Raw genomic sequence first — 13,450 nt, 5'->3', positions numbered from 1 at the left:
GAATAAGTAGTTTATAGAATTGACACTTTAGTCATTTTTAAATCTTTAGCATCTGAACTCGTTCCGTAAAACACTTCGTATTCTCCGGAAGTTATATTCATTCCGATGCTTTTTGCATCATAAAATTCAAATGAAGAAGGCGGTAAATCGATCGCTACATTTTGACTTTCGCCGGCTTTTAAGGTAATTCGTTTAAAAGCTTTCAGTGTTTTCAAAGGACCATCAGTATCATTCACTTTTCGAACATAAACCTGAACAATTTCTGTTCCTTCACGTTTGCTCGTGTTTTTTATCGAAAAATTTAATTGCGTGTTTTCATTTGCTTTTATTTTGGTCTTGTCAAGATTCGCTTTTCCAATTTGAAATTTAGAATAGCTTAAACCAAAACCAAACGGAAACAAAACATTTGTTGTATATCTGTAAGTACGTCCTTTCATCGAATAATCTTCAAAATCGCCTAAGATTTCTGAGTTTTTATAAAAGGAAACAGGCAGTTTCCCCGCAGGATTATAATCTCCAAAAAGAACATCGGCTACAGCCTGACCTCCCGATTCTCCCGGATACCAAGCCTGCAAAATAGCGTCACAGCTTGCTGTTTCAGGCGTTAAGGCAATCGCAGAACCCGAGCAGTTTACAAAAACTACTTTTTTGCCTGCCGCTTTCAGTTCCTGCAAACATTTTCTTTGTACGGCAGGAAGTTCGATATTGGTTCTGTCACCGCCTTTAAAACCGGGATAAGAGACCGGCATTTCTTCGCCTTCCAATAAAGTCGAAAGTCCGCCTACAAAAATTACGGTATCTATACCTTTTAACTTTTGAATTAAAGCCGCAAAATTGATATCATGTTCTTTTCCAAAATCAAATTCAAGATTCGCCTGCCAATTGTTGGATTGCGCATAGAGAATTTCGATTTTGTATTTTTTCCCTACTTCTACTGCAAATTTAATTTTGCCGGGAAGCGTTCTCCAATTCGTATATTTTGCCAAAGATTTATCATTCACCAATAATTCAAAAGCTCCGGTAGCACCTGTTTTAAAAACAAGACTGTCATTTTCTTTCGCTGTAAATTCGGTTTCATATTTTGCAGAGAATCCTTCTAATTTAACGCCCGAAGCAAATTCATGCTGTCCTGCAGTTGTCATTTTGATCGAATTTACAATTTGCTGCGAGATAACGCTGTTGCCTTCTCTGTTTGGGTTGTTCCAATACGTGGCTTTCATTCCTCTTTTGCCTTCAAACGAAAGCTGGTCAAAATAACTTTGATTTACTTTGTCTTCAACTAAATCGCAGGCTTTATCATAAACCATTTTATTTTGGGGAATTTTTGATTCTATACCACTTTTAATCGTGATGGTTTTTACCGGAGTTCCGTTATAATTCCCCCATAACATCGGTTCGTTATCCGCATTCGGACCAATAACGGCCACTTTATTAATTGCTTTATTTAAAGGCAGAATATTGTTTTTATTCTGCAAAAGAGTCATTGATTTTTGCGCCATTTCGAGTGCTAATTGCTGATGTTCTTTGCTGTTAAGAACAGAAGCCGGAATTTGCGCCCACGGCACGATGGCGTCATCATCCATTTCGCCCAAATCAAAACGTCCCGTTAAAATACGAAGCAGACTTTTATCAATATCGGCTTCTTTTATTAAGTCTTTCTCAACCGCTTCGGGCAGGTTTTTAAACGGATATTTCTCCCAAACACATTCTACATCAGTTCCTGCCAAAACGGCTTTTGAGGCCGCATGTGTTGCATCTGACGAAACTTTATGCGTGGTGTAAAAATCTGTAACGGCTCCACAATCTGATACTACAAGATATTTAAATCCCCATTCGTCACGCAAAATGCGTTGCAATAAACGCGTGTTGCTACAGCAAGGCTCATCATCCAATCGCTGATATGCGCACATCACCTGACGCACATCGGCATCTTGTATCAAAGCTTTAAAGGCTGGCAAATAGGTTTCGTATAATTCACGCGGGTCAATATTATTGAGATTCAGCTCATGTCGGCTCCATTCCGGTCCTGAATGCACGGCAAAATGTTTGGCGCAGGCCAAAAGTTTGCGGTATTTCGCATCTGCCGGACCTTGTAATCCTTTCACCACTGAAATTCCCATTCGGGAAGTTAAATACGGATCTTCACCATACGTTTCCTGCCCACGTCCCCAACGCGGATCCCTGAAAATATTGACGTTTGGTGTCCAGACTGAAAGACTTAAAAATCGTTTGTTTTCATTGCCACCCTGAATCCATTGGTTGTATTTTGCACGGGCTTCATCAGAAACTGCATTAAAAACATTGTACACCAACTGATCGTCAAATGAAGCCGCCATACCAATAGGTTCAGGAAAAACGGTAACATTATCATTGTTCGCATAACCGTGCAGGGCTTCACTCCACCAATTGAATTTTTTAATCCCAAGTCTCGGTATCGGATCACTTTGATCGCACATTAACGCCGCTTTTTCTTCAAGGGTTAATCTTGAAATTAAATCTTTTGCACGTTCTGTTGAACTTAAAGATGCATCCTTAAAACTGTATTGTTGAGCGTTTGCATTAAAAACACAAACAAAACTTATGATAAACAGACAACTAATTTTCATGATTTTCTGAATTATGTGATGAATATTTTACGACGCTAAATCGACTAATTATTCTTTGAAATTTTATCTTCAATATGGAAATAATCAAAATCAACAAAGCCTCCCACATTTTTTGTTGCGTAATTGAACAACCCAAATCGATACCCCATAAAATGAGGAAGCGTATAAGGCAGTTTTATTTTTTTCCAATACTGATCCATTTTTTACCATCTAAACTGTAAAAAAACTGACCTTGATCTGCCTTATCTTTAAAGTTGCATTCTGCCTTGAAATAAATTTTATCCTGCGTTAATGGAACGCTTTCTATTTCTGTTGGAATATCTTTTAGCGTTTCAATCATAACGATTTTCTTAGCATCTTTTTCGGCTTTTACACCAATCAATCCGTACTCTTTTTGCAATAACGAAAGTCCTGCAAAGTCGCCTTCTTTCATTTTAGAAACCTCAACAAGAATAGTTCCTGTACTTTCAGGTCCAAAAGTTCTTTGCGTTAAAGTATTTTTTGCCTGAACGAAACTGCTGTCGATTCTTGCGGTTTTCAATCTTAAAAAACCTTTTCTTTCTTTTACCGACCAAAGCGAATTATCCGGATTATGATTCCATTGCCAGGCCAAAGGCAAATCGGGATCATTTTTTTTCGGTTAAAATCATCTGAGTTTACAATTCCCGGAATCAAACCTTTGCTTGCCGGTAAATCGAGATTTTGAGGCACTTTATTATTTTCGCCTAAAATTGGCCAGTCATCTTTCCATTGAACAGGAACGAAATAAGGAATTCGCCCGACACCGCCAAAATCCCTGAACAGATAAGAGAACCATTTTCCGTCTGGTGTATCGATAAGTCCGCCTTGGGCGACACCCAAATCCTGCAAACCTACTTTTCCTTCCCACGGACCTGAAATTTTATCCGCTCGGTGTATAATTACCGTTCGCATTCCGTCTTTTGGCCACACGATATTAAACAGATAATATTTTCCTTTGATTTTAAAAAGCTGTGAACCTTCAGATTGCAGCATAATATTGTTTCCCGCAGGCGCACTGGCATTTTCTATTAAGACTTTTTTTGTTTCTTCTTTTACAGTTGATAAATCCGATTTTAACTCAACAATCTGTAGTTTTCCTGCTCCCCAAACCATATAAACCTTTCCATCATCATCAAAAAAAATAGAATGATCGTGATAGGAATTATCTAAAACAGTTCGTTTCCACGGTCCTTTTTCTATATCTTTTGTCGAAAAAATATAGGTTTTGCCCGTCGTTCCGGAAAAAGTACTGACATAATAAATACCATTATGATAATTGAGACTGCTCGCCCACGAACCTCTTCCGTAATCATTTTTTCCATTATCAAGATTTAGTTTATCATTATCATCTTCTAATGTTTGATAGGCGTAATTGATTATTTTCCAATTCACTAAATCATTAGATTTCATAATAGGAACACCGGGATTCATGTGCATTGTCGTACTGCTCATGTAATAAATACCGTTTACACGAATGATGGACATGTCAGGAACATCGGCAAAAATGATCGGATTCTGCGCCTTATTTTGTCCATAATTACACAGACTAAAAAGCAGAACAAGACTAAAAAAAGCATTTTTAATTTTCATCCTGGTTTATTTTTTTAATCCTTTAAAATTCTGAATTGATGAAACTTCGGACTACTATTTCCATCATTCGATTTTATTGTGATGTTTACAACTTCAATCTTTTCAACATTTAATCGAATTGTCTTATTTGCTGAAGAAATAATGGGCGCGGGTTTTTCATTGATAAGAATGGTGATTTTATCTGTTTTAGAATCGTCTGTACAACTTATATCCAGATATTTTCCGGACTTATTTTTATTTAATAACTGATATGAAATATACGATTTAGTACTTCTCCATGCTTTTGTATCATCATAACCCGAATCACTTTTTTCGCCTTTATACCCATGATCCACTTCTGACTGCTGTTCGCCGCAATTAATTTTATCAATAGTTTTAGCTTCCAAAGCCAAAGCTTCAATTTCCTGCTGTTTCAAAAGAGCATGTTTTTCTTTGTACTGTTCTTTGGTATAATTTTGAAAATACATTTGATAACGCGCGTCATGAATTTCAAAAAAAGGCTGCAATTCTAACGAATCTAAACGAAAATGCAGGTTTCCTAATTCCTTTAGTTTTGCTATATAAGCTGATTTTTCACCAATTATTTCATAAGCTTGATCCAATGGGTAATATTTACCAGACGCGACATGCCCCATTCGGCTGTCATCTGCAAATAATCCGTCTAGATCTTTGTTTGATGTTTTGGCTGCCAATACAATTGGTCCGTTTACAAAAGCACTCCAGTTGGAACCGTCCGGCAAATTTTCTAAATGTGTCGAAGTTTTGAATCTAACGGAAATTTGATCTCCAGATTTCCATTTTCTGTTGAGAACTACATAATTAGAAGGCTTTGCTTCTATTTTTTGAATTTTTCCATTAATTGAAATTTCAAAATTTTCTGCCCATTCCGGACAACGAATATTCATAGAAAATATCTCGCTTTTCTTTAGCTTTAAAACAAGATCTGTACTATTTTGATAGGGGAATTTTGTATTTTGTTCGATGTAAATATTCTTTTCTTTCCAGTCTAAAACAGACGGAATAAAAAGGTTTACAAAAACATCATTTTCTGTATGGCTGTAAATTAATTCTCCATACTTAGAATGATTTTCAAGCCCTGAACCTACACAGCACCACATGCTTGTTTCGGGCTGAGAATAGACGCGATAATGATTGGGTCTAATCGGAGTAAAATAAACAAAACCTCCTTTTTCAGGATGCTGGCTCGAAAGAATATGATTGTAAAGTGTTCTCTCATAAAAATCAAGATAACTTACCTTATTTTTATCCACAAATAAGGCTTTGCTCAAACGTTCCATATTATAGGAGTTACACGTTTCAGGCCCCTGATTTGATTTTAACATACCGCTAAAATCTTCGGTTGGATTAAAATGCTCGGCAAAACTATTTCCTCCAAAAGCTACACTTCTCTTTTGGGTAACATTTTCCCAGAAAAACTGTGCAGCGTCTGTCATGTCTTTGTTTCCGGAAAGTACACCGATTTTCTCAAAACCAATTACTTTGGGGATTTGCGTATTGGCATGCAATCCTGTTAATTTATCTTCTTTTTTCTCCAGCGGATTTAATATGGCTAAATGCGAAACTTTTTCGGCAGTTTCCAGATATTTCTTGTCTTTTGTAATGATATACAAATCGGCAAAAGATTCGTTTATTCCGCCGTGTTCTGTTTTTAATATATTTTGAATCTGCTCATCTGAAAGCGGACGAATTAATTCGATAAACCAATCGCCCAGTTTTATTAAAACCTCTTTTGCTTTTTCATTATTTGTATAATGATACGCATCATATAAACCGGCAAAAAGCTTGTGGATATTGTACAGCGGCACCCAGGTATTGTTTAATCCAAAATTGCTTCCGTCAATGTCTCCGTTATGAATTCGATCCCAAAAAACTTTCCCCTGCGGAATCCCTCCCACATAGCCATTTCCGTTTTTTTGCTGACATTTCTCCAATTCTGAAATCATATAATCCAATCGGTTTTTAACTTCAGTATTTCCGGTCGAAGCATACATCATCGCCAATGCCGAAAGATAATGTCCGGCAATGTGCCCGTCAAGTCCTATACTTTCCCAATTACCGTAACGTTCTGCTTTTACGGGTATTCCCGAGGCAATGAGATAAGGCGCTAAAAGCCTGTCTGGATTGAGTTCTAAAATATACTTGAGATCTACATCCTGAGCATTTTTAAAAGGTCCATCTTTTAGCCTTACCTCTTTTAAATCAAACAACTGCATTTGAGCTTCTGTCACATGGCTCAGTAACAGTGTACAAAAACAAAATATAAAGCTGTATTTCATTCTAATTTTTTTTAATATTTTAAATATTTTTCCTTTTTCTTAATAACAGATTGATCCTATTTATTTTTTAAAACAAGAAGTAAGACTAAAGAATACTATTCTTAAAACTAGAAAATGAACTAGTTCTATCGGTTGTTTACTAAAAGTGTAAAAATAACACTTTTTAAAACGTGAAAAATAATTCTTCAATAAAAAAGCTATATTTTTATCATTTATGTTTTTAAATCAAATATTTTTAAGAAAATAACTCAAAATCAAAAGAAATCATTTAGATATTACATTTTAATTCAAATACCAGGCAAATAAATTTTGCTTCCTGCACAGATAATGAAAATCCGAAAACCTACGATAATTTAATATCGCAGGGTAAATATTCTTGAAGTCCAGCTTTAAAGTCACCATTGTTTTAGGAGACTTTGCACCTCTTTTCTTATCCTGAATTCTAATCTTATTTTTTTACAAATTTTCTACTTATTTTAGATTTATCGATTGTTCCATTAATAAAATAAACTCCTGCAGGCAGTGATTCTATTTTTATTCTGGTATTGCCGTTTTTCAAGGTCCCTGAATTCACTAAAGTGCCCTGAACATTAAAAATTTTATAATCAAAATCAGAAGTCATCTTATCAACAAAAATTTCCTCCAACGCAGGATTTGGATATAATGTGAAACTAGCTTCATTCAATTCATTTTGAACGATGCCTAATGTGGTAAACTCCAACGGAAGCACGGTTGCATTATATCCGCTTTTTTCACTTAAGTAAAAATTAAATGATGAAATTAAAGGTTCGCTTCCTGCAGTTACAGGATAAAATGCAGTAACATTATTTACTGTCTTCAATGTATAACTTCCTGCCGGAGCTTTCACACCAATGTAAACCGGATTCATTTGATCAACAGTTAAGGCTTTTGGTGTTGAAACATTTCCGGTACCACTGAAAACAAATGTACCTGAACCACTCAGTAAAACAGGGGTGTTTGCCGGAATTACACCTTCAATTTTATTACAGGTTATTTTAGCAGATGAAGGCTCTAGCGTGTAAGCTATTACACCTTGAGGTATATTGGCTTCATACGGAAGAACCAGAACATCATTACCTGCAATAGTTTTGGTAAAAGATGCTGCTAAAGCTGAAAAACCGAAAGGAACATTAAAATCTCCTCCCTGATCCATAAGATTTAGATTGTTACACGTTGTTCCTGATATTACATTGTTAGCAGTATTATTATCAGCCACATAAAAAATACTATTTTTATTCACTGATTTGGCATGCCAATCCTGAGAGGAACTGATACCGGTGGTGTTTCTAAAATCTAATGATACATAGTTGATGCTTTGCAGGGCATCCATCAAAAGGCTGTCATCATCTGAATATATTCCTCCAAATTCTGCCGCTTTTTCGTCTGCAATATTAAAATATACATCACCCAAATTTAAAGTAAGTACTGAACTGTAATTAGAATTTCGCAAACCAATAATTCCGGTACATCCATCTGTAAGAACGGATTTAGAAATATCAAATGTCAAATCAAATTCGACCCCGGTAGGGAAATTAAATTTTCCATAATTTTTAGATTTTACTTCGCCGTTGTCATTGATATAATACAAAGTCGTATTATCAGTATTGGCTTGATTTGCAGTAGTAAAACTTTTAACATGCAGTATAAATTTATTGTAACGGTTGTCTAATTTCAAATATCCGTTAGAACCGTCCATATTGGTACTTATCAGAGGATTTGCGTTAGCAAATGTCACTGTTTTACCGCTCATCTGATAGGTTGTTCCGAATGCTGGACTTGTAACAGACTGATTTTCAACTTTAGCGTAATGAACTTCTTTACTGGTCATTTGTGAAGGTACTCTTTCCTTACTCTTTTCAAATATCAGAGTAATAAAACTAGAAGGATCAATACTTATTACCGGGCGAAATGTTTCAGCAAAACTTATCGCAGTGTTTTGTATATCAATACTTTGACTGGTAATTGTTTTAGTGCCTTTTACAGAATAAAATGGCAAATCTACAGTAAGATTATAGGTGTTTTGTGATGGATTAATTATAGTAAGAACAATTTTATCACCTGCATCATTTATGTATGAGGAACCTTTAAGCTGTGCAGTGGCGTCACTCCACGTTGATTCTACACGTGTTGTACCTGTAGTGAATTTTGCATATTGCGAAAGTATATGCCCTCTTTTGGTAATTTCTCCGGATACTGTGCCGTTTGTTCCATCACCCATAAGTGCGTAATATCGCTTAGTGGAATAATGAATCCACGCATTGACATTTCCTAGCAAGGCATCATTCACACTGTTTGCGAAACTAAAAGCATCAATTCCCCAATTAAAATCACGAACCGTACCTCCGGAATTCCAGTTAATGAGATATTCTGTCATCCATATCTCTTTGTTAAAATTCTGAAATTGTTTGTATTTGGACTGAATACCACCATACTGATGAACTCCGTAGACTTCAAAGTTATTCATGACATCAGCATCGAGAAAAGCATTTGAAAAAGCATCTGAATAACCAACACTTTCCGGTGCAATAACTTTACAATTAATAAGATGTCCGTAATTTTTAACAAATGCAGCTATTTGTACAGGTGTCCATATACAGCCCTGGTAAGTCGCTCTTTCATCAGGCTCGTTTTGAATTGAAATATAATCGAGTTCTACTCCATTATCACGAAGGTAGGTTACATAACGATTAAGATACAAAGCATAATCTTCATAATGTTCTTCTTTCAGGTAGCCAACTTGCTGAACTCCATTTTCGTCTGTGTAAACCGCAACTTCACTGTTGTTTGTTTTCCATTCTGCCGGCATTGTCCAGGGACTTGCAAAAATCTTTAATCCCAAATCATTTTTGGCTAATTTGGCAGTTGCAAGCGTTGTTGCCCAGTTACTTTCTCCCGGAATGTAAAGACGCATAATGTTAAAACCGGCTTCACTGTTTGTTCCCCACATTTTTTTGATTTCGTCAACAGACATGTAATTATAACCAAACTGGGGACTGCATACAAAACCTCCAAAACCAGTAACTTTTTGATAGGTCTTATTTTTATCAATTTGTACTTTCGCATTTTGTGCACTTAACTGAGCAGATGATAAAAATAAAACTGCAAACAATATTGAACTTAATTTGTATAATTTTTTCATATTCTACTAAAATTTAATCAGTTAAAAATTTAGAATTTAATATTACTTTCAGGAGGTCCGAGATAAGACGGCTTTAATCCTCCGGTATTAATGACAATTTTCTGCAGCACAATTCCTGGATCTAAAACACGAAAACGCAAAACATGTTTTCCGGGTTTCGAAATGGTATGTTTAGTGTTCGAATGAATCAGGTGTTCGGCTTGCCATTTTCCTAATTCGCCACGGTAATATCCGTTAAAATTTATTGTTTGTGGTTTTTCTTCATCAAAAGAAATTTCATAACGAAGCCCTTTATTGCTGTTAAAGTTGAGCGTTGGAGACAAAAGCAATTCTACATTAAATTCTCCCGTTGAAGCAAAATCAATTTCATATTCCACAAAAATATTCTCGTTTGGAACCGGATATTTATTTTGTGGAAATGTCGTAATCCCGCTTTTTGTTTTTCCAAAATCAGGAATTACCTCCCAGTGAATTGTGTTCGAATTATTTAGTTTAGAAAAATGTTCTGCTTCGATAGAAACATAACCATCTTTTTCTACAAATACATTCGAAACTAGCTGCTCTTTTTCAGAAACATAACTGATTTCAGGCAAAATGTTTTTCGGAGTATCGTGCCACGCCTTATATCCAATTCGCATCTGATCCATAATATGCGTCCATTTTCCACCAGAAATTTCATTGTTGTATTTGTTTTGAAGTACAGAATCCCTTTCAAAATTTCTTTTACCTGATCTGCAAAAGCATTGGCTAAGATGTTTTTTTCCGAAGACAGTTTTCTGTTATTTGCCTGTGCAAAATACATTTCATAAAGATTACTGCAGGCATCTATTGGGTATAAAACCAATTGAAAATAAGCATCCTGATATTCTTTAGGAATCTCATTGTAAATTCGATACGCATCAAGTGCCAGATTTTTATACTCATTTACAACCGTTTCAAATTCATTGTAATTTTCCAGACTGTAGGTTTTGCTGTCAAGCATTTCGGGTGTTACTCTTCTGTTGAATTTTGGATAGGTATTTAATAATCTTGCGATTTCTTTGGCATGTTTTGTTCCGAATTGATCGGCAGCCCATTTCTCTGTAAATTCAAAAAGATTTTGAGAATTGAACTTTTTTGGATTCCACGCCATATCTAAAAAGAAACTGATCGGAAATTCCATTGGTTTTAAATCTCCAACATTGACAATCCATACTTTATCAACGCCATGTTCGTAGCTCAAATTCATCTGCTCCCAAACCCTCTGTATCGGACTTATATTAATCCATTTTGAATTTCTCGGACCTCCGACATAATCAAAATGATAATATATTCCGTAACCGCCTTTGTGCAAAGGTTTTGTCAGGTCTGGAAGTTTACGTACATTCCCCCAATTGTCATCACAGAAAAGCAAAATAACATCATCCGGAACACGCATTCCCTGATCATAATAATCCTGAACTTCCTTATACAAAGCCCAAACCTGAGGTGTTTTTTCAGGCTTTTTTTGGGTCACTTCTGCAATAATTTTACGTTGTTCTTTTACGATATTTTCCAGCAAAGTTATATTTGTTCCTTCACTCATGGCTTCATCGCCGTCTCCACGCATCCCAACAGTTACAAGCTTTTCCCAATTTTTGCTGCGTTCTATTCCGCCTTTCCAGAATTCATCGAGAACGGTTTTATTTTTATTATAATCCCAAACATTCGGGAGGTTATTTTTTTTAATATATCGATGCCAGTCGGTTTGTGCCAAAGCCATTGGTTCGTGGTGCGATGTCCCGATGACTATTCCCATTTCGTTGGCAAGAGGTCCGCTGGCAGGATCATCATCGTAAAATGCATTTCCCCACATGGCAGGCCAGATGTAATTGGCTTTTAACCGAAGTAATAATTCAAAAACTTTTTCATAAAACTTACTGTTAAATCCGCCAAATGTTGCTTTCGACCAGCCGCTTAATGCCGGGGCTTCGTCGTTGATAAAAATTCCTCTGTATTTTACGGCAGGTTCGCCATCCGTATAAGTTCCTTTTACAAAATACAGATTGTCTTTTTTCTCCACAGGCACATCAGCCCAGTAATACCAAGGCGAAACGCCAATTTGTTTGGATAATTCGTAAATACCGTAAATCGTTCCGCGTTTGTCGCTTCCGGCAATTACGATCGCTTCTTCGACTCCTTTAAATGGATTTTTAATGTTTTGAATACTAAATTTTTCATTTTTGCCTTTAAGCTGTTTTCCGTCGATTTTATTTGCTTTAACTAAATCATCAATAACGGAATTCGTTCCGATTGTTCCAATGATAAGCAGCGGCGATGCAATATTTGGTTTTTGATTTAAAATTGATGGTTTTTCTCCCGTAACTTTTTCAAAATCAGTTTGTAAATTAGTGATTGCACGCAAAATCCCTGCATCTGTTCCATTATTAACTAGAAAGGACAAGGTTGAAGATTTCTCTTTCAGGACAATAACATTATCCCCTTTTTGAGTGGTAATAAACGATTGCGCTTTTAAAAAAGTACAACTAAAAACGATAAGAAATGTGAGGATATATTTTGAAAATGTATTCATGAACTTTATTTATTATGCAATTCAATTACTATTTTAAAATCTTTATTTCTGCTGAAACAATAATGGTGTAAACATAAATAAATCATGTCTCCAGACTGGCCATGTATGTCCGCCTGGGTATTCGCTGTATTTATATTTGATTCCAAGCTGGTCGAACTTTTTCATCATTATTTTGCAATTTTCATAAGCGATATCTTCTTTACCGCCCATAGAAATCCAAAATTCTTTGATGTTCGCATTAATCGTCGCGGCATTGTTTTTCATAAACTCGTATTGCGGATCCGATAAAGTGGTATTATTGGCCCACCAGCCTGAACTGAATACGCCTATATAAGAAAACAAGTCAGAATTTTTAACGCCCGCATAAAGTGTTTGCAAACCTCCCATTGATAATCCTGCCAAAGCTCTGTTTTTAGCGTCTTTCGCTACTTTAAAATTGCTTTCTACAAAAGGTATAGCTCCGGTTTTCAATTCATTTTCAAAAGCTTTCAATGCATTTTCATTGAAACCTGCCACGCCGCCTGTATTCCCCATATTGCCGTCGAGCATTGCGATAATCATTGGTTTTGCTTTATTTTCGGCAATTAAATTGTCTAAAATTAAGTTTGCTTTCCCCTGCGTTGCCCAGCCTGTTTGATCCTCGCCTCCACCATGAAGGAGATATAAAACCGGATATTTTTCTGTTGAATTCTCGTAACCCGGCGGTGTATACACATACATTTCGCGCCATGAATTGGTTGCTTTTGAAAAGTATTTTTTGATTCTGATATCGCCATGCGGAACGTCTTTTAAAGCATAAAAATCTCCTTCTTTATTTGGAATTTCGATACCGCTTGCCATTCGCCCCATTCCGTAAAATGTCTGACTTGACGGATCTGCAACGGCGACGCCATCAATAAGCAGTGAATAATAATTAAATCCTTTGTTTATTACCTCTGTAGTTACTGTCCAAAATCCTTCTGAGTCTCTTGTCAGATCATATTTTTTGCCCAAATCGATTTGTACTTTTGAAGCTTCAGGAGCATTGACTTTAAAAAGCACTTTGTTATCCGGTAATATTTGAGGATATTTTGCAGTACGAATATTGGTGTGTGCCGGATTGCCTAAAATGGTATAAGCTGCAAAATTGGATTGATCGACAGGTTTAAATAAGAATTGTGAAAACATATATAATCCGTTTTTCCAGACTTTAAAATCATGAACTCCGGGTTCGATATAATAAATG

9 protein-coding genes are annotated in these 13,450 nt (G+C 35.9%); all 9 read right to left on the bottom strand.

The window, feature by feature from the left end; genetic code table 11:
- Positions 1-11: 11 nt before the first annotated feature.
- Positions 12-2,606 (bottom strand): xylan 1,4-beta-xylosidase, encoded by a 2,595-nt coding sequence (xyl3A, locus tag ACZZZT_RS11860; RefSeq protein ID WP_463460498.1) that lies wholly within the window; start codon positions 2,604-2,606, stop codon positions 12-14.
- A gap of 44 nt (positions 2,607-2,650) precedes the next feature.
- Positions 2,651-2,755, bottom strand: a complete 105-nt coding sequence (locus tag ACZZZT_RS11855; protein ID WP_463462417.1) for a hypothetical protein — start codon at positions 2,753-2,755, stop codon at positions 2,651-2,653.
- Positions 2,756-2,781: 26 nt separating this feature from the next.
- Positions 2,782-3,225: a beta-xylosidase family glycoside hydrolase gene (locus tag ACZZZT_RS11850; RefSeq protein ID WP_463460497.1), complete on the bottom strand. Its 444-nt coding sequence runs from the start codon at positions 3,223-3,225 to the stop codon at positions 2,782-2,784.
- Complete coding sequence (locus tag ACZZZT_RS11845; RefSeq protein WP_463460496.1) at positions 3,171-4,217, bottom strand: glycoside hydrolase 43 family protein; 1,047 nt, start codon at positions 4,215-4,217, stop codon at positions 3,171-3,173. Before ACZZZT_RS11845 ends, ACZZZT_RS11850 begins: the two co-directional genes overlap by 55 nt.
- Before the next feature lie 14 nt (positions 4,218-4,231).
- Positions 4,232-6,514, bottom strand: coding sequence for a beta-L-arabinofuranosidase domain-containing protein (locus ACZZZT_RS11840; RefSeq protein WP_463460495.1), 2,283 nt, complete (start codon positions 6,512-6,514; stop codon positions 4,232-4,234).
- Positions 6,515-6,962: 448 nt separating this feature from the next.
- Positions 6,963-9,674 carry a T9SS type A sorting domain-containing protein gene (locus ACZZZT_RS11835; protein WP_463460494.1) on the bottom strand — a complete coding sequence of 904 codons (2,712 nt, stop codon included), beginning with the start codon at positions 9,672-9,674 and terminating at the stop codon, positions 6,963-6,965.
- A gap of 29 nt (positions 9,675-9,703) precedes the next feature.
- Complete coding sequence (locus tag ACZZZT_RS11830; RefSeq protein WP_463460493.1) at positions 9,704-10,267, bottom strand: hypothetical protein; 564 nt, start codon at positions 10,265-10,267, stop codon at positions 9,704-9,706.
- Entirely contained in the window at positions 10,228-12,225 is a 1,998-nt protein-coding gene (locus ACZZZT_RS11825; RefSeq protein ID WP_463460492.1) for a glycosyl hydrolase 115 family protein, read from the bottom strand. The genes ACZZZT_RS11830 and ACZZZT_RS11825 overlap by 40 nt, the downstream gene beginning before the upstream one ends.
- Positions 12,226-12,267: 42 nt before the next feature.
- Complete coding sequence (locus tag ACZZZT_RS11820; RefSeq protein ID WP_463462416.1) at positions 12,268-12,945, bottom strand: alpha/beta hydrolase; 678 nt, start codon at positions 12,943-12,945, stop codon at positions 12,268-12,270.
- Positions 12,946-13,450 lie beyond the last annotated feature (505 nt).

Source organism: Flavobacterium sp. AC274, from assembly GCF_979258275.1.
The sequence above is the reverse complement of the archived record's forward strand: the minus strand, read 5'-3'. Positions and strand labels throughout refer to the sequence as shown.

Coding starts and splice junctions, on each gene's coding strand:
- xyl3A (WP_463460498.1), bottom strand. CDS start 2,606: ATGAAAATTAGTTGTCTGTTTATCATAAGTTTTGTTTGTGTTTTTAAT.
- ACZZZT_RS11855 (WP_463462417.1), bottom strand. CDS start 2,755: ATGGGGTATCGATTTGGGTTGTTCAATTACGCAACAAAAAATGTGGGA.
- ACZZZT_RS11845 (WP_463460496.1), bottom strand. CDS start 4,217: ATGAAAATTAAAAATGCTTTTTTTAGTCTTGTTCTGCTTTTTAGTCTG.
- ACZZZT_RS11840 (WP_463460495.1), bottom strand. CDS start 6,514: ATGAAATACAGCTTTATATTTTGTTTTTGTACACTGTTACTGAGCCAT.
- ACZZZT_RS11835 (WP_463460494.1), bottom strand. CDS start 9,674: ATGAAAAAATTATACAAATTAAGTTCAATATTGTTTGCAGTTTTATTT.
- ACZZZT_RS11825 (WP_463460492.1), bottom strand. CDS start 12,225: ATGAATACATTTTCAAAATATATCCTCACATTTCTTATCGTTTTTAGT.
- ACZZZT_RS11820 (WP_463462416.1), bottom strand. CDS start 12,945: ATGTATGTGTATACACCGCCGGGTTACGAGAATTCAACAGAAAAATAT.